We start from the raw sequence: 21,161 nt of genomic DNA on the forward strand, positions 1-21,161 counted from the left end.
CGCGCTTCGCTTCGTGTTCCCTGCTTCGTATCGCGCGTCATATTCCGTGGCCTATCCCGCTTTCTAACCCTCTTCGGGCAGCCGGATCACGCTCGCGTCCTTGCGGATCAGCCACGAGGCCGCCAGCATCTGCTTGCACTGGTGCGCGAGCAGCTTCAACTCGTGCACCGCATCGGCCGGGCAATCCGGCGACTTTTCTGCTTCCACCACCATCGCGTCGAGTTCGCGGGAGACCCGCTTCGTGATCTCGGCGTGATCGGCGGGCGGCGCGATGCCGTCGTCGGCGGCCGAGAGGTTTTCGCGCACGATGAGAAGGACGCGCTGCAGCGGCTGGAGAGACGTATGTTCCTGCAGCGGCGCGGTGGTCTTGAGGAGCGGCGCGGCGGCCGTGATCTGGGAAGCGAGCGCGTGGCTGCGGACCAGCAGGTCGTTGAGTTCTGCCACGAACATTTGCGCCGTTTTCGGCTCCAGCATCATGCGCTGGAATGCCTGGCCGAGATTGGCGAACGCGATGTGCACGTTCTTGCGCGCGAGGCGATAGCGGAAGTCGCGGTCGAGCGCGTTCGCCGCCGCCGACGCGCCCGCCGTAGCCGACGCCGTAGCAGCTGCGGCCCGGCTACCCACGGCCGCTACTATCGGCTGGGCCGGACTTGCAGCCGCTGCTGGGACGCCGCTGGCCGCGGGCTGCGCGGCAGCCGCCATCGCGATGGCCGGCACGCGTGCCGCTGTTTCGGTCGCGAGCTCCGCGCTGGTCGCCATGGCGGCCGCGGGCCGTGCGATCCACGACCAGGTGGCGTCCAGATACTGGCGCATGGCGGCGATCATGTCGGTGACGAGCTTGCCCATGAGCCGGTATTCCCAGTAGGGGAACAGGTGGCTCGCGGCAATCGCGATGGCGCAGCCCACCACCGTGTCGATGACGCGCTCGCCGATGATCCGCATGCTGCCCGGCGCGAGCAGGTGGAACAGCAGCAGCACGTACGACGACGTGAACACGACGCTTGCCGCGTAATTGAAGAGCAGCAGGCTGTAGCTCATCACCATCGAGGCGAACATCACCACGATCAGCACGTGCGGTTCCTTCACGAAGAGGATCAGCGCGATGCTGGCGGCACAGCCGATCAGCGTGCCGATAATCCGCTGCGTGTTGCGTTGCCTTGTGAGCGAATAGCCCGGCTTCAGGATGATGACCGTGGTCATCACGATCCAGTAGGCGTTCGTGAGCGGCAGCAGGCGGCCCAGCCAGAAGCCGACCGCGACGGCGATCGTCACGCGCAGCGCATGCCGGAAGCTGGGCGACGCCATGGTGAGGTTCGAGAAGATCTGGCGGAACGGCACGCGGCGGTTGGACACGAAGCGCGAGAGCGCTTCGTCGATGCGCAGCTCGGTTTGCGTGGTCGGCGTTTCGCTCGTGAGGCTCTTGCGCATGCGGTCGATGAGCCGCGTGGCGCTCCAGATGCGCCGGAACGTGGCAGCCACGGCCGCGTAGGCTTCCGGGTTCTTCGTGGGCAGCTCGTTTTCGCGCATGAGTTCGATTTCGTACTCGATGGCGCGCAATTCCGCCTTGACGTTGATGCGCCCGCGCGGCGCCTGGTTCTGCAGTACGGCGAGGCCGATGTCTTCCATGTCTGCCGCGGCCTTGTCGATCAGGTCGCGGTAGAACACGAGCAGGTCGGAGCCGCCGAACGTGGTGCGCACGAGCGGGTAGTCGGTGTGCGCACCCACGAACAGCTCATGCAGATCGACCGTGTTGATGAACAGATTGAAGTGCATTGCGCGGCGCGGATCGAGTTTGCCGCTGCGCAGCCGCGGCAGGTTGCGCAGCACGATGTCGCGTGCGGCGTCCTGGCGCTCCACCGCGCCGATCTGCCTCGCCACGAGGTTGCGATAGCACTCGTCGAGGTCGTTGGCGAGGTCGTAGAACTGGCCCCGCGCGCGCAGATAGTCGGCACATGCGAACACGCTTTCGGCAATGGCCTGCTGCTCGATGCGGTCCATGAGCAGACGGCTCACGAGCGTGGCCCAGTACGTGTACCAGAGGCCGCCCGCCAGAATCCACGCGGCGTTGACGAGGGCCTCGTGCGGCGTGAAGTGCTCCTCGAGCGTCATGATCATCATGAATAGCGTGGCGAAGCTGATCTGCGGCCAGCGGTTGCCGTAGACCACGATCAGCGAGAGCACAAACGTGAGCGGCACCACCGTGCACCACAACGCCACCGAATTGACGGTGGCGAGACCGGTGGCCAGCGCGGAAAGGAAGCCGATCACGCTGCACGCCAGCATCTCGTTGTGCTTGTACTTGAGCGGCCCCGGCATGTCCACGACGCAGGCGCCGAGGGCGCCCGTGGCGATGGTGAAACCCACCTCGCTGTTGTGGAACACGATCAGGCTCAGCACCGCGGGCAGGGACACCCCGAACGCGATGCGCAGACCGCCGTAGAAGTACTGGCTGTAGAGGAATTTCTTGATCTCGATGGAATAGCGCATCGACTGCCGGTGTCTCGAAAACGGGCGAGGCAAAAAGGGAAAGGCCGAACGTCAAACGGAACGCCATGAAGCGTGTGCGATGGCGAGACTGCACGCAAGCCCGCGTGGCGCCTCGCTCGACAGACTGCGGGTGAGTCTAACTGATTTAGCCTCCCCTCAGACCTCGTCCGTTCGGCCGGGTTCAGCCCGAAAGTCCTCTTTGTTATGCTGTCGCCTCATCCGTGATCCATGCCGCTTTGGCCGGGTTCGCCGTCTCTTTCGCAAAGGCCCATGCTGCAGCTTTTCTATTCCAACCGGTACGAGACGCTCGCGAGTGCGCTGCTCGAAGACCTGCGGCACGCGCCGGAAGACCCGTGGAGCGCGCAGCCGGTCATCGTGCCGAACGCCGCCGTGCGGCGTCAGCTGGAACTCGACATCGCGAGGCGATATGGCGTGTGCGCGAACATCGCGTTCGGTTACCTCGCGAGCTGGCTGTGGGCGCAGATCGGCCGCGTGATTCCGGTGCCCGAGCATTCGCCGTTCGCGCCGGACAGGCTCGTGTGGCGTTGCTACCGGCTGCTCGATCCGGCGCCCGGCGCGGAAGTGTCGCCCTGGCTCGCCTCGCCGCGGCTCGGAACCTATCTGCGTGCCGCCGACGAAACGATGCGCTACGAACTGGCCCGGCGCATCGCCATGGTCTTCGATCACTACCTGACGTATCGGCCCGAATGGCTACTGCAATGGCAGGCTGGCCATTCGATTCTGGCCGCGGGCGCAAGTGATGGCGACAAAGTCCCGCTGGCGAGCGGGCCGCGTCTGCAACTGCCTGGTGCGAGCGACGCCCAGCACGAAGACGAGCGTTGGCAGGCGGCGTTGTGGCGCACGCTGCTGCAGGAGGTGGCGGGCGAGGGGCGCCCGCTCGCTGAGGCGACACCGCCCGCTTACCGCTTTCTCGATGTCGTGCGCACGCTCGACCTCGATGCCGTGGCGCGGGCGCGCTGGCCCGAGGCCGTGAGCGTGTTCGCGCTGCCCACCATGCCGCCGCTGCACGTAGCGCTGTTGCGCGAACTTTCGCGCTGGATGGACGTGCGTCTCTACATGCTCAATCCGTGCCGCGAATTCTGGTTCGACATCGTGACCGAGGCGCGGCTCGAAGCGCTGGATGCGGCCGGCGAGCGCGACTATCACGAAGTGGGGCATCCGCTGCTGGCGGAATGGGGGCGGCAGACGCAGGCGCAGTTGCACATGGTCCATGAACTCACGGAGAGCGCGGCATCGGGCGAGGCGTCGGCGTACGAGGAAAACCCGCAGTCCACCTGGCTCGCGTGTATTCAGAACGCGATGCTCAATCTCGAGCCCGAAACGCAGGGGGCGGCGGCGCTAGCGGAGCGAGGCATCGAAGTGCACGTTTGCCATAGCCTCTCGCGTCAGCTCGAAGTGCTGCACGACCGGCTGCTCGGCTGGTTCGACGAGATCGAAGACCTGCAGCCGTCCGACGTGCTCGTCGCGGTGCCCGATCTGGGCGCCGCGGGCCCGCTGATCGACGCGGTATTCGGCACGGCCGCGCCTGGCGATACGCGCCGCATTCCCTATCGCATCACCGGTCTGCCGCCGTCGCAGGCGAACCCTGTGGCGCGCGTGCTGCTCGACTGGCTCGCGTTGCCGGAGCGCAGCGTCGGCGCGCCGGAGTTGATCGAGTGGTTGCGCGTCGATGCGATCGCGGCGCATTACGGCATCGACGCCGCGGCGCTCGAAGCGGCCCAGACCTGGCTTGCTGCCGCGGGCGCGCGGCGTGGGCTCGTGCCCGGCGAGCCCGCGGGCGAGGACGTGCCGGTTGCACGCCATACGTTTTCCGACGCACTCACGCGGCTCTTTCTGGGCTACGCGCTGCCCGAGGGCAGCGAACCGGTCGACGCCTGGCTGCCAGTGCCGGGCGCGGACGGTTCCGAGGCCGAACTGCTCGGCCGGCTCGCGCGTTTCGTCGACGACATCGACGCGTTCGCGCGCCGCTGCGCCGAAGGCAATACGCCGTCCGGCTGGAGCACGGTCCTGCTCGATACACTCGCGCAATGCTTCGACACCGGCGTGGCCTTTGCGCCGATGCTCGCGGGCGCACGCGACGCGATCGACGCGATGGTGCGTGCCATGGCCGACGGCATGGGAAACGGTGTCGATGGCGTCGACGGTGCCGATGGCGCCGACATCGCCGTGATTCCCGCAGCGGTGGTGCGCACCGCATTCGCCGAGGCGCTGGACGATCCCGCGCGCGGCGGCGTGCCGTGGGGCAGCGTCACGTTCTCGTCGTTGACGAGCCTGCGCGGCCTGCCGTACCGCGTGGTGTGCCTGCTCGGCATGGACGACGGCGTGTTGCCGAGTCTCGCGCGTGCCGACGAGTTCGACCTCATGGCGTCGTTCAGCAAGCCCGGCGACCGTCAACGGCGCGACGACGAGCGCAATCTGTTCCTCGATCTGCTGCTCGCCGCGCACGACCGGCTGCTGATCGCCTACACGGGGCGCAGCATTCGCGACAACGCGCCGGTGCCGCCCGCCGCGCTGGTGGACGAACTGCTCGATCATCTGGCCACGGTGTCGGCCGGCCAAGGCGCCGGTCCTGACGAGGTGGAGGCCGCGCGGCGAGCCTTTATCGTGGACCATCCGCTTCAGCCGTTTTCCGCCGACTATTTCGCCGCACGGCCGGCACTGTTCACCTACGACCCCGACCGCGCCGAACTGGCCGAACTGCTCGCATCGCGGCACGTCGAAGCGCGTGTGCCGTTCTTCTCGCAACCGTTGCCGGCCAATACCGCGCCGCTCGTCGCCTTCGACGACTTTCAGCGTTTCTGGCGCCATCCCGCGCGTGCATTGCTGCGCGACCGCCTGGGCATCGTGCTCGCCGATGCCCAGGCGGAACTGCTCGACACCGAGCCGTTCGAACTCGACTACGCGGGCAGCGACGCGCTTGCGGCACGCCTCATGCCCATGCTGCTCGATGTACAAGCGCGCACCGATGCACTGGAACGCGCGCGGCGCGTGGCCGTGGCGAGTCCGGAATTGCCGGGCGGGGCGACAGGCGCCGTGTGGCGGGAGCGCGAACTCAACGCATTGCGGCTGCTTGCCGAGAGGGTGCAGAGCGAAATGGCAGGCGGCGTTGAACGGCTGCCTTTTGCGCTCACTATCGATCCGCGCTGGCCGGATACAGCGGACGTTTCGCTCTTCGGTACGCACGAGCGCGTGTTGCGCGAAGCGGCGCAGGCCACGCCGCTCGAACTGCACGGTTCGCTGAATTTGCTTACCGGGAACGGCCAGGTGATTTTCCGTTATGCCCGTCCCAGCGCGCGCGACTATCTGGCCGCCTGGCTTGCGCATCTCGTCTATTGCGCGGCGCAGCCGGCCGGCCCTCGCCGCACGGTGTGGCACGGCAACGGCGAAACGTTCGAATTTGCGCCCGTCGATGCGCCGCAGGATAAGCTCGCGCCGCTTGCCGCGCTCTATCGCGCCGGGCAGATGTTGCCGCTGCGCTTTTTTCCGAGAAGCGCGTGGAAGAGGTTCACCGAGAGTGAATCCGCAGCCCAGGGGGCGTGGATCAATGACCGCACAGGCGGCGAATCCGACGACCCGGCCTGGCGCATCGCGCTGCGCGGCACGCCGCTCACGCTGGACGAGCCGTTCGGCACGCTGAGCTCGCTCGTATTCGAGCCGCTCGTCGCCCATCTGCGGAGCACGTCATGACCGCAGTCACCACGCAGCGCCACGACGTGCCTACCGAACTCGACGTGTTCGCGTGCCCGCTCGACGGCGTCAACCAGATCGAAGCGTCGGCCGGCACCGGCAAGACCTGGAACATCTGCGCGCTCTACGTGCGCCTGTTGCTGGAAAAGGACTGCAAGGCCGACGAGATACTCGTCGTCACCTTCACGAAGGCGGCCACAGCCGAACTGCACGAGCGCATCCGCGGGCGTCTTGCGCAGCTTCATCGCGAGATCGAACGGGCTATTGCAGAAGGAGAGGGCGAGGCAGAGCAGGGCGACCTCGATCCGTTTGTGGCACGCCTCTTCGAGACCACGCTTGCGCCGGAGCGCGGCATCGATCTGGACACCGCCGCGAAACGCGTGCGGCGCGCGCTGCGCATGTTCGACCAGGCGGCCATCCACACCATCCACGCGTTCTGTCAGCGCGCACTGCAGGAAGCGCCGTTCGCTGCGGCCATGCCGTTCGCGTTTGAGATGGAGGCGGACGACGCCCCACTGCGCTTCGAACTGGCCGCGGACTTCTGGCGCGAGCAGGTCGAACCCGTCGCGGCCGCGCATCCCGCGTTTGCTGCGTGGCTCGTGGCGAACCGGGCGGGTCCCGCATCGCTCGATGCGCAGCTGGCGCGCCGGCTCAAGAAGCCGCTCGCCGTGCTGCGTTGGGATGGCGTGGCCGACGCAGCCGCAAGCGGTGAAGACGCGCAGGCGCGCTTCGACGCCGCACGCGAGCTTTGGTGCGCGGAGCGGGACGCCATCGTGAGCCTGCTCGCCGACGCGAGCGAGCGGCTCAGCAAAACGTCGCACAAGCCCGAGGCCGTGAGCGCGGCCATTGCCGCCTGGAGCGACTGGTTTGCCGAAGGCGATTGCCATGCGCCGCCGCCGCGGGCAGCGCTGAAGCTCACCGCGTCGGCGCTCAAGAAGGCGACGAAAACGAAATTCACGCCGCCCGAGCACGCATTCTTCGCGATGGCCGACACACTCGCGGCCGCCGCCGAGGCAGCCGAGGCCGCGCAGCGCGCGCGCTGGCTCGGGCTCGTCGAGGCGTGGCTCGCGTTCGCGCCCGGGGAACTGGCTGCGCGCAAGCGCGCGCGTCGCGTCGTGTCGTTCGACGACCTGCTCTCGAACCTCTACCGCGCGCTCAGCGAACATCCGTGGCTTGCCCAGACGCTGAGGGCACGCTATCCGGCCGCGCTCATCGACGAATTCCAGGACACCGATCCGCTGCAGTTCGCCATTTTCAGCCGCATCTTCGCGCCGCGCGGTCCGCTCTTTCTCGTCGGCGATCCGAAGCAGGCGATCTACAGCTTCCGCGCCGCGGACCTGCATACCTATCTGGCCGCGCGCGACGCCGCCTCTCACTGCTACACGCTCGCGGTCAATCAGCGCTCCACGCGGCCTATCGTCGACGCCTGCAACCGTCTCTTCGAGGCCAATCCGCGCGCGTTCGTGCTCGATCGGCTCGACTATCAGCCGGTTCGGGCCGGCTCGCGCGAGCGACCGCCGCTGCACGACGACGCGGCGCCGGGCGCGGATTTCCGTGTCTGGATGCTGCCGGACGGCGCGAAGGCCGAGGCGGGAGCACAGAGCGAAGAGGCAATGCTCAGCAAGAGCGCCGCGCAACGCGCAGCCAGCGAGGCGTGCGCGCAGGAAATCGTGCGGCTGCTACGCGGTGCGCGCGAGGGACACGTCACGATCGGTGCGGTGCCGCTCACGCCCGGCAACATCGCGGTGCTCGTGCAGACGCATCGGCAGGGTAGCCTCGTCAAACGTGTGCTGGCGGCGTGGGGCGTAGGCAGCGTGGAACTGGCTCAGGCATCGGTATTCGAGACGCTCGACGCCGAGCAGATCGAGCGCGTGCTGGCCGCCATCGATACGCCCGGCGATCTGCGCCGCCTGCGCGCGGCGCTCGCCACAGACTGGCTTGGCCTCGACGCGGCCGCGCTCTGGCGGCTCGAACAGCTTGCCGATGCGCCGGCTGGGCAGGACGATCCCGCTCACGCCGCCGACGCCATGAGCTGGGTTGAACGCTTTTCGCGTTACCGCACGCTATGGCACGAACGCGGCTTCGCCGTGATGTGGCGCACGCTGATGCGCGAGCTGCGCGTCGCGCAACGCATCGTCAGCGGGCCGGAGGGCGAGCGCCGGCTCACGGACGTGAACCATCTCGCCGAGCTCGTGCAGGCACGCGCGGCGCTCACGCCGGGCATTGCGCCCACACTGCGCTGGCTTGCCGCGCAGCGCGCCCAGGGCGGCGGCGAAGAGGCGCAGTTGCGCCTCGAGTCCGACCGCAATCTCGTGCAGATCGTGACCGTGCACAAGTCCAAGGGGCTTGAATACGCGGTGGTGTTCTGCCCGTTCCTCAACGACGGCGGGCTGCGCGACGCGCCGTCGTCAGGCCTGCCCGATGCGCGCGAGTACCACGACGAAGCGGGTCATGCCGTGCTCCATTACGGCTGTGGCGAAGACGAAGCACGCGAGGCCGACCGCTACGCGCAGCGCGAGCAGGCGGCGGAGCGCGCGCGGCTCGTCTATGTGGCGCTGACACGCGCGGTTTATCGCTGCTATCTGGTCGCGGGCCCGTATCTCGCTTCGCGCTCCACCAAGGAATCGCAGCGCAGCGTGCTCAACTGGCTCGTGGCCGGCGCGGGTCGTGAATTCGAAACCTGGCTTGCCGATCTGCCCGATGTGCCCGTGCTCGTCGAACAGTGGCACGCACTCGCGGGTGGCCCGATATCGGTCGAACCGTTGCCGAAGGTGGCGGGACGTCTGCCGCTTCAGGCCGATGTCGCGGCCGGCGCGCATATGCAGGCGCGTGCGAGCCGGCGCATCTTGCGCGACCCGTGGCGCCTCGCGAGCTTCAGCTCGCTCGTGGCGGCCGGCGCGAGCCGCGGCGAGGCGGCGTCTGTCAGCGAGGAAGCGCGGCCCGACCACGACGAGCTGGCCGACGCAGCGGGTGAGGCCCCGCCTTGGGTCCCGGCTCGCCCGGCGCTCGCTCTGCCCGCGGACGACATCCTCGCGTTTCCGCGCGGCGCCGCGGCAGGCGAATGCCTGCACCGCATGTTCGAACTGGCCGACTTCTCCGACCCGAACACCTGGCCCGAAGCCGCCCGGCGCGCGCTCGTGGAACGTCCCGCACCCGCGGCGCCCGAACTCGTCCCACGTTTGCCGGCGATGATGCACAAGCTGCTCGCGGACGTGGTTGCCGTCGAACTGGTGCCGGGCATGAAGCTCGCGTCGCTCGATCCCGCGCGCCGTCTCAACGAGTTCGAGTTCGTGTTTCCCGCCGATGCGCTGGATCTCGCCGCGTTGCGCACGGTGCTCCTTGCGCACGGGTATCCCGACGTCGCGCTGGAACCCGGCACGTTACGCGGCTTCGTGAAGGGCTTCATCGACATGATCGTGGAACACGACGGGCGTTACTGGATCGTCGACTGGAAGTCGAATCATCTCGGCGACGCGCCCGAAGACTACGATGCAGCCTCGCTCGACGAGGCGATGTCGGCTCATGCATATCCCCTTCAGGCCTTGCTCTACACGGTCGCCCTGCATCGCTATTTGCGGACGCGGTTGCGCGATTACGCGTACGACACGCATATCGGCGGCTATCTGTACCTGTTCGTGCGCGGCGTGCGGGTGGCTTGGCGCGCGGGTGGCAAGGCGGGTGGCGTGCACGTGGGCCGGCCGTCGGCCGCCCTCATCGAGGCGCTCGATGCGCTGATGGCGGGGGGCGAGGCGTGAGTACGACAGAACGACTAACGAGCGCACCGACCGGCGCCGCCATGCCGGCGTCTGCGGACTTCAGTCTCGCGCTCGCGGAGGGCTTCGCGGCGAGGATCGGCATGCTGGCAAGGCGGCTCGGCGCCAACGCGAATAGCGTGCGCTGGGCGCAACGCGCCGCATTTGCGGTCAGCCGCGCGACCTCGGAGGGGCACGTATGCGTGCCCCTATCGGCGCTCGCGACCCGTGGCGGCGACGACGTCCCACTGATCCGCGCGGCGCTTCTCGCGAGCGGCGTGGCGTGCGACGGAACGCAGAAGGTCGAGGCCCTGCGGCCACTCGTGATCGACGCCGCAGACCGGCTCTATCTCGCGCGTTACTACGACTACGAGCAACGACTGGCCCGATTGCTGGTGACGCATGCGCGCGGCGCGGATGAGCTGGGCGTGCCAGCGGCTTGCGCGGCTTACGCGAACGAACTGAAGGAAAAACTCGAACGCTTTTTCGGACCCGCGCCGCACGACGAGGTGGACTGGCAGCGCGTGGCGGCAGTGACGGCCTTGTCCGGCGGACTCACCATCGTGAGCGGCGGTCCCGGTACGGGCAAGACGACCACCGTGGCGGGCCTCCTTGCGTGTCTGCTCGACATCCAACCGGACTTGCGCATCGCGCTCGCCGCGCCCACGGGCAAGGCAGCACAGCGTATGCAGGAAGCGCTGCTCACGCGTGCGGCCACGCTTCCCGCCGAACTCGCCGCGCGGTTGCCGGCGACGTCCTGGACGCTTCATCGGCTGCTCGGGCAGTCGCCGGGGGGGCGGTTCCGTTATCACCGCGATAACCCGTTGCCGTACGACGTCGTGGTGGTAGACGAGGCATCGATGATCGACGTTGCGATGGCGACGCATCTGCTCGATGCGCTTGCACCCCGTACGCGGCTCGTCATGCTTGGCGACAAGGACCAACTGGCAGCCGTGGAGGCCGGCGCCGTGTTCGCGGAATTGAGCGCACGCCCCGCGTTCAGCCGACGCGGCGTCGAGCGCATCGCAGCGGCACTGGGAATCGGGGCGGAGCAGTTCGAGACGGCATTGCCCGATACGCACGTGAGGAAAGAGGATTCCCCGCATGAGACGGGGCACGTGGGCGATGCGACCGCGGCAAACCAGACGACTCATCGCAGCGGTGCGAACGATGCCGCCCATGGCGACCTGTTCGATCGGCTGCCGGTCGAAGAAGAACCGAAGCCCGTAGCGGCATCCGGCCCGACTGTCGGCGCGCCCGGCGTACTCACCGACTGCGTCGTCTGGCTGGAACGCAACTACCGTTTCGGGCTCGACTCGGTGATCGGCCGGCTCTCGCTTGCCATTCGCCGTGGAGATGCGCAGGCCGCGCTGGATGCGCTTGCACCGGTCGCACCGGTTGCACCTGTTACCGCAACCGGGAGCCACGCGGCGCCCGCTACTCCGGCTGTCTTTTATGAAGACGACAGCGCGGCACTTTCGGAGCGAACCGTGGCCCGCCTGGCCAGCGCCTTCGCTCCGTATGTGCACGCCCTTCGTCGCGCGCTCGCCGCTCACGCACCCGACCCTGTACCGCTATTCGACGCGCTCAATCAGTTCCGCGTGCTGTGCGCGACGCGCCTCGGACCACGCGGCGTCGATGCCCTCAACACGTTGATCGCGGCCCGGGTGCGCCGCGCCGCCAACGTGGTCGTCGGGGTGGGCGCGAACTGGTACGCCGGTCGGCCTGTCATGGTGACGCGCAACGACTACGCACTCGGTCTCTTCAACGGCGACATCGGGATCGCGTTGCCGGGCGCGGACGGCGTGCTGCGCGTTCACTTTCGCACTAGCGATGGCGGCGTACGAACGGTGTCGCCCGCTGCTTTGCCACCCCACGACACGGCGTTTGTCCTGACGGTCCACAAGTCGCAGGGCTCGGAGTTCGACCATGTGGCGTTCGTGCTTCCGGCCGGTGCCAGCCGGGTGCTGTCGCGTGAACTCGTGTACACGGCCGTCACGCGCGCGCGGGCGCGCGTCGAGGTGGTAGGCTCACGCGCGGTGTTCGCCGAAGCCGTCGCGACGCCGACGCAACGTGACTCCGGTCTTTCGGCACGAATCGCCGAAGCGTTGCGCAATGCGAACCAGGAGGCCAAAGCATGAATCCTCGATACGCGATACCGCCCAACGAAATCGAGCTGACCGCCGTCCGTGCGCAGGGCGCCGGCGGCCAGAACGTCAACAAGGTATCGAGCGCGATTCACCTGCGCTTCGATGTACGGGCGTCGTCGCTGCCCGAGGTCATCAAGATGCGCCTGCTCGCGCTGCACGACCGTCGCGTGACACGCGAAGGCGTCGTGATCATCAAGGCGCAGGAGTATCGGACTCAGGAGATGAACCGTGCGGCGGCGCTGGCGCGCCTCGACGAACTGATCGAAAGCGTGAGCGTGACGCGTAAGTCCAGGGTGGCGACGCGGCCTACGCGCGCGTCGCAGACACGTCGCCTCGACAGCAAGACGAAGCACAGTGCGGTGAAGGCAGGGCGCGGACGCGTCGGCTTCGACTGACGAAACCTGGGTGACGGACTACTGCTGCGACGTGCGCGGCGGTTCGCCCAGGAAGTCGACGCAGAGCACGTGGAGCTTGCCCGCATGCATGACCGCGACGGCCGCCGTGTAGCAATCCGCGCCTTCGGTGAGCGAGCAGTGCGGCCCCATGATCGCCACCCGGCCCGGCGCGGCGATGGCGCGACGGAAATAGTCGCGCCGCGACCAGTTGGCGTGCGTATCCGGAAAGAGCGGTGCGAGTCGCGCGGGCGGAGGCGGCAGATGCGCTGCGGCAATGGAGGGCAGCTCCTGCTCGCCGGACTCGTTCGTGACGAAGACGCGACAGGCCTCGCCCACGCGAAACGCGACATGGGCGGCCTGCTCGAGATCGCCCGTCGTCGCGAACGCGCTGCCGGCGTCCGCGACCGCGCGGGTGAAATCGTCGAAGGAAGGACGCTGCCGGCGCGCATGCCGACGTTCGTAGGCCGCGTAGCGTTTCCACATCGAGCGTAGCTGCGCGGGCGCGGCGGCGCCGGCTGCGCGGATCGATGCATTCGGCTGGCCGAACCAGAAGCCCTGCACGAAATCGATGTCGGCGCGCATCAGCACCATCAGCTCTTCCTCGGTTTCCACGCCCTCGGCGAGCACCAGCGTGCCCGCCTGATGAAGCATCGTGACGAGGTGACCGATGAACGACGCATCTCCGCTGTGCAGCGCGGCGCGCGTCACGAGCGAGCGGTCCAGCTTCACGATGTTGGGCCGGTAGCGCCAGACGCGATCGAAGTTCGAGAAGCCGGTGCCGAAGTCGTCGATGGCAATCAGGAAGTCGCGCGGTTGGGAAGCCGCCATCGCGGCGACGGCGGCTTCGTCGTCGGCACGATGTTCGAGCACTTCGATCACCACGCGTTCGTGAGGCAGCCCGAAGTACTCGCACAACTGCTCGATGAACGCGCGATGCGGCCAGCCCGTTTCAAAGGCTTGCGGCAGGGCGTTGAGAAAGAGCCAACCCGTCTCGATGCGCTGCTCGACGAAGTTCGCCACGTGCAGGCAGCGTGTAAGCGGATCGAGCTGCACCGGGTCGCTGGCGGATTTGGGCTGCGCAAAAAGCGTTTCGGGCGCAACGGACTGGCCGGTGGAGTCGGTTGCGCGCGTCAGCGCTTCATAGCCCACCACGCGCTGATGAGTGATCGACAGCACCGGCTGAAACACGCTCGACAGCGCGTAGTCACGCCACGTCGCGGTCCAGCCGGACTCGTTGCGCGCGAGATGCGGCAGCAGGGCGGTAATCGTCCGGTCTTCGACTATGGACATGGCAAAACGCCGAAGTGTGATGTCTGGAATAGCGATGGCGATTGCGTCCCGCGCGCTATGCCCTGGCGCGCCTGGGACGCGGATCGTAACCGCCGGTATGGCCAGTGTGAAACGCAATGCGCGATTGCAGTGCCGGATTGCAGTGCCTGTCTGCTGCCGTGATCCCGACTCAATGGCATAAGTCGAGGCGAGTCTAACAGTTTGGGCGTTCGGCGAATGTACGGGTAATCACAGTGCTCGTGTCGTGGTCGACGGGACCGTCAGGAGCGACAGGCGCCGCCGCGCTGCGAGGGGGGCCGTGCGCTATGGGGCGAGGCCGTAAGGTGGCCGGTATCGAGTATCGACACATGGTAAGCCGTCATGCTGCACGGCGGACATGGCCTGGATGTGCGTATGTGCGGCCATTCCCCACTGTTGCGCGCTTGCTATGTCGACAATCCGGAGAGCGCACCCTGACGCCCGCGTGGGCGCTTCACGGCAGCGCACTGCGGGCACGACCCGCCGGATCGGCATCGCGTCGGACGGCTGCGCCCTCGGCGACCTCAATGCGCAGCTTGCGGCACGTCGAGGATCAGGATGATCGTCCAGTCGGCGTCGCCATCGTGATGATATTGACGCTCAGCGACGATAAACGGCTGCTGCTTGCCTTGCGGCCCGAGGAACAGTACGTCGCCCTCCATGGGCAGGCATTCGACCGGCGGCAGCGCGAGGAAAGCTTCCTTGTCGCCGCGCGGCATCAGCTTCTCGATTTTGCGCGATGCCGCTTCGGTCCATTCGATGTCCAGCTGGATATTGCTCATTGAGTCCTCCGCACCGGTAGGCGCATGCTTGCTCGCGTGCCGGGCCTTGGCTACAGAGCCGGCCCGGGATAAGGGAAAAGTGCGCGACTTTAGCATACCGGTGCCGCGCCTCCGCGGGCAGTAAGACCGTTACGCCATTGAGCCTGCGCACTACGAGAGACCGCCATCTACAGCCGCGCATCGCCGCGTGATCTCGCCGCCCGTCGCGTCGCGCCATTGCAGTAAATGCGCCGGTGAAAAGCAAAACAGGCCGGTGCCGGGTGATCCGGCATCGACCTGTCTTGTTGGGTGACGCGCGCCGCTGTGCGACGGCGTGTCCGGCATTACATGCTTGCGCCCGAAGCAGCGGCTGCCTTGCCCGCCTTCTTGTGATGACGGACCGGACCGTGACGGCGCATGGGCTTTGCCGGCGCTGCTTCGGCCGGCTGCGCCGACTGCAGTGCCTGGGCGCGTTGCTCGATGTCGGCGGCCTTGGCCGGATCGGTGCTCATCGTGATGCCCGTGTCGGACTGCGCGTAGGCGGCGCCGGTCAGTGCGGAAAGGGAAACCAGAATGGCGAGGGACACTTTCTTCATCGTTACCTCCGTAGGAGCGGTTTATGGACCCAGCTGGTGCCTGTCCAGTCCAAGATGACGTTTGGAAAGACAATTCATTCTAACGAGCAATATCGGATCCAGATGACGGCGAGTTACACAACTGACGCATAGTTACATCCCGTTACATCTTTGTGCCGGGTGTGAGGGACTGGCCTGCACGCGGCTCGCCGCCGCAGGTCGTTTGCTCGACGGACGTTTTTTCCTCCGCCCGGTACGGACTATGCGTGATGGGTAATCCGCGTCGGCGCGGCCGCTCGAAACGTCCTGATCAGAACCATCCGATCCGGCGGTAAACGTGGAACTGGGCGATGCCGACAAGCTCGTGCAACGCTGTCTCGGCCGCCACGAGATTCGACAGCCTCGGCAGCCAGCCGCATTTTGCGTGCCGCACGTTTGACACGACCGGCTGGGGAGCGTAGCCGAACCGGTGAAAGTCGAGCATCGCACGCGGCATCTGGTACGCCGATGTCACGAGCATCAACGAATCGTAACGTTGCTGCTGCAGAATGGCCGCGACGTTCCGAGCGTTCTGGTAAGTGGTGAGACTCGTGTTCTCGAGAACGATGTCCTTGCGCGCTACCCCGAGCGTCAACAGGTAGGGCAGGTAGGTGTCGGCCTCCGATGCCGGGTGCCGTTGCGGATTGCCGCCGCTCACGATCACGCGGCAGTTCGCCCCATCGTCATGACACCTGCGGTAGAGCTTCGACACGGTCGCGATGCGCGCCATGGCGTCGCGCTTGGGGACGAGTACGCGATCGTCGCTGAATTCCGTGCCGCTGCCGAGCATGACGATGACCGTACCCGCGCCCGCCGAAGTGAACGTCGCGTGGGTTGCCGTCGAGTCATAAGGAGTCCGATAGATTGAGGGTTGTGCCCAGTCAAGTAGAGCCTGTGTGAGCCAGCCAGCTGCGAGCAACCAGAAGACCATCGCTGCGGCAACGGCGATACCTCTGCGCGCGCTGCGCCACAACATGAAAGCGGTCACGAACAGCGCGAATAAAGTCGATAAAAGCAATTTATTTGCGGTAATGTATGGATTTTCCGGTGAACGTGCGTGTAGCCATCGCGCCATCAAGGTTGCATCGTCCGCGCGCGCAAGGAACGGTAGCACGACGTTCGTACGGGGACCGGAATAAACGCGGCCGCCGCGCAAGGTCAGCCATGTCTGATTGCTGATCGCCCATGCCGGAGCGGCCGCGATGTCCGCCGCGCGCGTGAGCGCGCACAGGCGCCGGTGCTGCGGGCCATACCGTGGTCTGCCGCGCCTGCGGGCCGGCACGGCGACGTCGGATCGGGTTGTGTCATGGCTGCACTTTGAGAAAGAAGCGAGATGACGACGTATTCCAACGAAGCGGTACTCGAAGCATTGCGGCGCGCGCAGTATCGTCAGGTCCCTTGGGCCCGGCGTCCCGAGGTGTTCGAATATCTTCGCGCCCTGGGGCTGATGGAGACGGTGCGGCAGCGTACGGTGGCACCCGCGCCGGGTTTTCATGCGCCCGTCGACATTGCGGTGCTCACGGATCGCGGCCGCGCGGAGTTTGCCCGCCTGGCTCGCGACGAACGGTCGCTGCAATGGGAAGCCAGCCGCATGAGCGACTACGTGGCCCGCCAGTCGCACGAAGCCGACCTCGAGGCACGCCATTGATCGACGTCATGAGTAATGCCGTTTAACACGGTAACACGGCCATCCTGACGGCGCCCCTACCTCCGCTGCCGCAAGGCACAAAAAAAACCCGTATCGCGAGATACGGGCTTACCGGATTACTGCTGCCACGCTGTGCTTGATGGCACTTCATAGACCTCGTCGGCGGCAAGGGGTTCCCGCTGCAGGTGTAGGCAACCTCATTTGCGTGGCAATGCGCGGCGCGCATTCGGCATGGGCGGGTCCGGCCGCTCGCGGACATTGCTCGCGATGTCGCCACGCAGATCGCCGCGCGGTGCAGGCGGCGTGAAACCGCGGCCACGCATGCCGTCTTCCCGCCAGGTCTGAATCGTTGCGGGTCGGTCGGGACGCCAGTTCCAGCCCTGTGGCCGCTGTTGCGCGTGAACTGCGACCGCCAGCCACGAAACCAGCGCGACCAGCAGGCCGCTCGTAAGCCGTGGTGCCAATTTCATGGCGCTTTCCTGTCAAGCCAGTCGTGCTGGACCTGTTTGCATGCTCCTACCGTATGCTGGGAGCCGAAAGCGGGCTGTAAATAATAGTAAAGAGATGTTTCGCTGAACGCTGAAGACCTAAGCGGGCGCAGGCACGCATTGCAGCGAGGCGAGCTGATGGCGGTACTTGAGGGTGGCGGCCTGGGAGGGAGGCGAGACTACGTCGTAACCGGCTCTACCGCGCGCCACGGCAAAAAGCGCGAGGCCCGGTTGCGGCAGGCGGGGACGGCGGAAGACGGAAGACGGAAAAAGAAGATCGAAAGCACACCGGGCGCCTGAGAGCGCCCGGTGTCAAAGGAAGAGGTTCGTGCTCAGGCCATCTTGACCGGTGCGCGCCAGGACTCGGGATTGGTCCAGAACGCGCCGCGCAGGCGGTCACGGCTGGGCGGCGCCGGCGGCTTGGCGGCCGTCGCGCCAATGCGTCCGCGCAGCGAAATCTGCCGGCCGCTCGAACCGAGGCGCTTCACAATTTCGGCGAGCGTGCCGTCGGCCTGCCATTCGTCGAAACGGCGGCGGCATGTCGGCGGCGACGGATAGCGACCCGGCAGCTTCGACCAGCCTTCGCCGGTCGACAGGACCCATAGCACCGCGTTGACAACTGCACGCGCTTCGACACGAGGCCTGCCGCGCCGCTCGCTCCGTGCGGGCTCCGCACAGAACAACGCCTCGACCAGCGCCCACTCGTTATCTCTCAAATCGTCGAACAGCATCATGTTTCACCTCAGCGAAGCTAACTCCGGTGCGCTGCCCCGCGCCGCGCACTCTTCACGCACCCCGTGGAGTGCCAGGAGGGACCGGGCTTGCCGCGACCGAAAGGTGCATCGTCGCGGGTGTTGCCGGCCCTGTGCGCATTCCTTTGCATGAAGCGTGCCATGTACGCAGCGTTCACCTGTAAGCCGCGCAGCATCAAGCTCACGCGGGCGCTAGCCAGGGGCGTATAAGAATCCAAAACGCACATCCCGCAAATCGGGACAATCACCAATCTTGTGCAGTCAGGCTCGTCCAGCGTGCGTTTGCGCTCTATTGCTGCATTGCCGCGAATAGTTGCGCACCATTTGCCTGTTTTTCGATACAGGCGGGGTAGGCGTCCCGGGCGCCGCCGAGCGACGCGGCGGCAGTCTAAAATGCGCATTAATAACTTTGACTAATGAGATTACGAAATGAATGTGACGCTGCGGCAGCTGAGGGTATTCATCGAAGTCGCACAACGGCAAAGCTTCAGCCGCGCCGGCGACGAGATCGGACTCACCCAGTCCGCCGTGAGTCGCTGTGTGCGCGAACTTGAGACCGAAATCGGCCTGAAGCTGATCGACCGCACGACGCGCGACGTCCAGCTCACGGACGTCGGCGCCAATCTGGTGGCGAGCGTGTCGCGCCTGCTGGCTGATCTCGACGATACGTTGCGAGAAATTCGCGAGATCGGCGAGCAGCGGCGTGGGCGCGTGGTCGTCGCGGCGAGCCCGACGGTCGCGTGCCGCTTGATGCCGCGCGTCATCGCCGCATGCGGCCGACAGTTTCCGTACGTCGCGCTCGGGCTGCGCGACGACGTGCAGAGCGACGTGGTGCGCAAGGTGCGCTCGGGCGAGGTGGACTTCGGGGTGGTCATCGGACCGTTCGCAGCCGACGACATGACGAGCGAGACGGTCATGACCGATTCATTCTGCGTGGTCATGCGCGACGACCACGCACTGGCGGGGCGTCGCGAGGTGGCATGGAAGGATCTCGATGGCGAGCGGCTGGTGATGCTCGATCAGGCATCCGGCAGCCGGCCGATCATCGACGCCGTGATGAGCGAGCAGGGCGTGCATGTCACGGTGGTGCAGGAGCTGGGGCATTCGGCGACGGTGTATGGTCTCGTCGAGGCAGGCATCGGCGTGAGCGTGCTGCCGTGGCTCGCGTTGCCGCTGCCGGCGGGTGCGTCGCTGGTGGCGCGCCCGCTCGTGCCGCGCGCCGAACGCACCGTCGCGCTCGTGCGTCGGCGCGACCGTTCGCTTTCCCCGGCCGCCGAAGCGGTATGGACGCTGATCGGACAGATGCCTAAGCGCGCCGAAGACCTGGGGTGAGTCCGCGCGCTGCAGCGTCGGCGCTGCCCCTCGTCGCGAATCCTGATGCCCGCCGCGAAACCGGAGCGCTTATGCCGGCTCGCACGCGAGCCCGCCGGAAGGCGCGCTACACTGGCGGCCTTTGACCGAAACCGACGGGCGCGTCGCCCAATGAGAGCCTGAATGAGTGCGTCGATGAACGAGCTCGATCCGCCGCTGCGGACTTCCACTGCGCCGGATGCGTCCACCCCTTTCCCGGCTTTCGCGCCGGAGTCCCTTCGTGCCCGTGACGCCGTGCGCGACCTGCGGCCCTCGCAGATCCGCGAGGTGGCGAATGCCGGGTTCGGTCTCGAGGACGTGCTGCCGTTCTGGTTCGGGGAGTCGGACCGGGTGACGCCGGCGTTCATCCGCGACGCGGCGAGTGCATCTCTTGCGGCCGGCGCGACGTTCTACACGCACAACCTGGGCATCGCGCCGCTGCGCGCGTCTATTGCCCGCTACGTCACGAGCCTGCACGGCGAGACGTCGTCGGACCACGTGGCTGTGACGAGCGCCGGCGTCAATGCGCTGATGCTCGCGGCGCAACTCGTTGCCGGTTCGGGCGACCGCGTCGTGACCGTGACGCCGCTGTGGCCGAACATCGTCGAGATTCCCAAGATTCTCGGCGCGCACGTGCAGACCGTGGCGCTGGACTACGGCCCGTCCGGCTGGACGCTCGACCTCGACCGGCTGCTTGCGGCCCTTACGCCGGATACGAAACTGCTGATGATCAACTCGCCCAACAACCCGACTGGTTGGGTGATGAGCCGTGAGGACCAGCGCGCGGTGCTCGATCACTGCCGGCGGCACGGCATCTGGATCGTCGCGGACGAAGTCTACGAGCGTCTCTACTACGGCGAGCCGGGCGCGCTGACGGCCCCTTCGTTCCTCGACCTCGCGGGGCGCGACGAGCGCGTCATCTGCGTCAACTCGTTTTCGAAAGCATGGCTGATGACGGGTTGGCGGCTCGGCTGGATCGTCGCGCCGCGCGCGTTGATGGACGACCTCGGCAAGCTGGTGGAGTACAACACGTCGTGCGCGCCCGAATTCGTGCAGCGTGCCGGGATCGCGGCGATCGAGCAGGGCGCGGACTTCACGCTCGACCTCGTCGCCAGCCTGCGTGCCTCGCGCGATCACCTGGCGCGCCTGCTTCGCGAGCGTGCCGGTATCGAGGTGAAAGTGCCGGCTGGTGCCATGTACCTGTTCTTTCCGTTACCGGGCGGCCAGAACAGTCTCGATCTGTGCAAGGCGCTGGTGCGCGAGGCTCATCTCGGGCTCGCGCCGGGCAGTGCGTTCGGCCCTGAGGGCGAGGGGTTCGTGCGGTGGTGCTATGCGTGCGATCCGGCGCGGCTCGATGTCGGCGTCGAGCGACTGGCGCGGTTTCTCGCGGAACACGGTCTGCGCTGAACGCGGCGCGACGCGCGGATCAGCCGCGCGATAGCGCTGCGGGCCGTGGCGCGTGTACCGGGTCCGGCGCCTGAAATGGCTTGCCCGCATGGCCTGCATGCTGCGCGCATAGGTCTCGACTCATCCGTGCCGATGCGGCCGCGGCGCCTTTCTGAACGCGGCTGAACACCATTGCGGTGCGCCAGGGATTTCGTCTTTACGCACCAGAGGTTTTTGCGTAATATGGCGCTCAGTCACGCGATTCCTGCCTAAGGAATTTCGCTGCTCCGTCCGGCTGGGTCTGGCTACAATGCCCGCTTCATGGCCCCCCGGCGCGTGCTCCCATCAATATGACCGATCAG

13 protein-coding genes and 1 pseudogene are annotated in these 21,161 nt (G+C 66.8%); 7 read left to right on the forward strand and 7 right to left on the reverse strand.

Going from position 1 to position 21,161, the window contains the following annotated elements:
* Window positions 1–63: 63 nt before the first annotated feature.
* A complete protein-coding gene (locus tag PKKP23_RS06370; RefSeq protein ID WP_126876247.1) occupies window positions 64–2,487 on the reverse strand; it encodes an FUSC family protein in 2,424 nt (807 codons plus the stop codon).
* 270 nt (window positions 2,488–2,757) lie between these two features.
* Between PKKP23_RS06370 and recC the strand changes: the two genes are divergently transcribed.
* From recC to arfB, 4 genes are read left to right on the forward strand one after another with little or no spacing between them, the layout of a single operon-like run.
* The gene (gene recC, locus PKKP23_RS06375; RefSeq protein ID WP_126876248.1) at window positions 2,758–6,195 is read left to right on the forward strand and encodes an exodeoxyribonuclease V subunit gamma; all 3,438 of its coding nucleotides are present in this window, start codon (window positions 2,758–2,760) and stop codon (window positions 6,193–6,195) included.
* Entirely contained in the window at window positions 6,192–9,950 is a 3,759-nt protein-coding gene (gene recB / locus PKKP23_RS06380; RefSeq protein ID WP_126876249.1) for an exodeoxyribonuclease V subunit beta, read from the forward strand. The genes recC and recB overlap by 4 nt, the downstream gene beginning before the upstream one ends.
* 41 nt (window positions 9,951–9,991) lie before the next feature.
* Window positions 9,992–12,088 carry an AAA family ATPase gene (locus tag PKKP23_RS06385; protein WP_126876342.1) on the forward strand — a complete coding sequence of 699 codons (2,097 nt, stop codon included), beginning with the start codon at window positions 9,992–9,994 and terminating at the stop codon, window positions 12,086–12,088.
* Window positions 12,085–12,492, forward strand: coding sequence for an alternative ribosome rescue aminoacyl-tRNA hydrolase ArfB (gene arfB, locus PKKP23_RS06390; protein ID WP_017776532.1), 408 nt, complete (start codon window positions 12,085–12,087; stop codon window positions 12,490–12,492). Before PKKP23_RS06385 ends, arfB begins: the two co-directional genes overlap by 4 nt.
* A gap of 18 nt (window positions 12,493–12,510) precedes the next feature.
* Here arfB and PKKP23_RS06395 read toward each other — a convergent pair whose 3' ends face one another.
* The 4 genes from PKKP23_RS06395 to PKKP23_RS06410 form a co-directional block, all read right to left on the reverse strand.
* Window positions 12,511–13,782, reverse strand: a complete 1,272-nt coding sequence (locus PKKP23_RS06395) for an EAL domain-containing protein (RefSeq protein WP_126876250.1) — start codon at window positions 13,780–13,782, stop codon at window positions 12,511–12,513.
* A gap of 542 nt (window positions 13,783–14,324) precedes the next feature.
* Window positions 14,325–14,582 (reverse strand): hypothetical protein, encoded by a 258-nt coding sequence (locus tag PKKP23_RS06400; RefSeq protein WP_017776534.1) that lies wholly within the window; start codon window positions 14,580–14,582, stop codon window positions 14,325–14,327.
* Between the two features lie 323 nt (window positions 14,583–14,905).
* The gene (locus PKKP23_RS06405) at window positions 14,906–15,157 is read right to left on the reverse strand and encodes a hypothetical protein (protein WP_126876251.1); all 252 of its coding nucleotides are present in this window, start codon (window positions 15,155–15,157) and stop codon (window positions 14,906–14,908) included.
* Window positions 15,158–15,446: 289 nt separating this feature from the next.
* Window positions 15,447–16,151, reverse strand: coding sequence for a YdcF family protein (locus tag PKKP23_RS06410; protein WP_126876343.1), 705 nt, complete (start codon window positions 16,149–16,151; stop codon window positions 15,447–15,449).
* A 357-nt stretch (window positions 16,152–16,508) separates the two neighbouring features.
* Between PKKP23_RS06410 and PKKP23_RS06415 the strand changes: the two genes are divergently transcribed.
* Window positions 16,509–16,823, forward strand: a complete 315-nt coding sequence (locus PKKP23_RS06415) for a hypothetical protein (protein WP_126876252.1) — start codon at window positions 16,509–16,511, stop codon at window positions 16,821–16,823.
* 197 nt (window positions 16,824–17,020) lie between these two features.
* Here the strand turns inward: PKKP23_RS06415 and PKKP23_RS06420 are convergent, their stop codons facing one another.
* Window positions 17,021–17,293, reverse strand: a complete 273-nt coding sequence (locus tag PKKP23_RS06420) for a hypothetical protein (RefSeq protein ID WP_017776538.1) — start codon at window positions 17,291–17,293, stop codon at window positions 17,021–17,023.
* A gap of 353 nt (window positions 17,294–17,646) precedes the next feature.
* A pseudogene (locus PKKP23_RS06425) lies at window positions 17,647–18,042 on the reverse strand (transposase); the annotation flags it as partial.
* 450 nt (window positions 18,043–18,492) lie between these two features.
* Between PKKP23_RS06425 and PKKP23_RS06430 the strand changes: the two are divergent.
* Window positions 18,493–19,395, forward strand: coding sequence for a LysR family transcriptional regulator (locus PKKP23_RS06430; protein WP_042299166.1), 903 nt, complete (start codon window positions 18,493–18,495; stop codon window positions 19,393–19,395).
* A 174-nt stretch (window positions 19,396–19,569) separates the two neighbouring features.
* Window positions 19,570–20,820, forward strand: coding sequence for a pyridoxal phosphate-dependent aminotransferase (locus PKKP23_RS06435; protein WP_240658781.1), 1,251 nt, complete (start codon window positions 19,570–19,572; stop codon window positions 20,818–20,820).
* Window positions 20,821–21,161: the final 341 nt, after the last annotated feature.

The sequence above is a fragment of the Paraburkholderia kururiensis JCM 10599 = LMG 19447 genome (assembly GCF_003986935.1).
Classification (GTDB): domain Bacteria; phylum Pseudomonadota; class Gammaproteobacteria; order Burkholderiales; family Burkholderiaceae; genus Paraburkholderia; species Paraburkholderia kururiensis.

Coding starts and splice junctions, on each gene's coding strand:
- PKKP23_RS06370 (WP_126876247.1), bottom strand. CDS start 2,487: ATGCGCTATTCCATCGAGATCAAGAAATTCCTCTACAGCCAGTACTTC.
- recC (WP_126876248.1), top strand. CDS start 2,758: ATGCTGCAGCTTTTCTATTCCAACCGGTACGAGACGCTCGCGAGTGCG.
- recB (WP_126876249.1), top strand. CDS start 6,192: ATGACCGCAGTCACCACGCAGCGCCACGACGTGCCTACCGAACTCGAC.
- PKKP23_RS06385 (WP_126876342.1), top strand. CDS start 9,992: ATGCCGGCGTCTGCGGACTTCAGTCTCGCGCTCGCGGAGGGCTTCGCG.
- arfB (WP_017776532.1), top strand. CDS start 12,085: ATGAATCCTCGATACGCGATACCGCCCAACGAAATCGAGCTGACCGCC.
- PKKP23_RS06395 (WP_126876250.1), bottom strand. CDS start 13,782: ATGTCCATAGTCGAAGACCGGACGATTACCGCCCTGCTGCCGCATCTC.
- PKKP23_RS06400 (WP_017776534.1), bottom strand. CDS start 14,582: ATGAGCAATATCCAGCTGGACATCGAATGGACCGAAGCGGCATCGCGC.
- PKKP23_RS06405 (WP_126876251.1), bottom strand. CDS start 15,157: ATGAAGAAAGTGTCCCTCGCCATTCTGGTTTCCCTTTCCGCACTGACC.
- PKKP23_RS06410 (WP_126876343.1), bottom strand. CDS start 16,151: ATGTTGTGGCGCAGCGCGCGCAGAGGTATCGCCGTTGCCGCAGCGATG.
- PKKP23_RS06415 (WP_126876252.1), top strand. CDS start 16,509: ATGACGACGTATTCCAACGAAGCGGTACTCGAAGCATTGCGGCGCGCG.
- PKKP23_RS06420 (WP_017776538.1), bottom strand. CDS start 17,293: ATGAAATTGGCACCACGGCTTACGAGCGGCCTGCTGGTCGCGCTGGTT.
- PKKP23_RS06430 (WP_042299166.1), top strand. CDS start 18,493: ATGAATGTGACGCTGCGGCAGCTGAGGGTATTCATCGAAGTCGCACAA.
- PKKP23_RS06435 (WP_240658781.1), top strand. CDS start 19,570: ATGAACGAGCTCGATCCGCCGCTGCGGACTTCCACTGCGCCGGATGCG.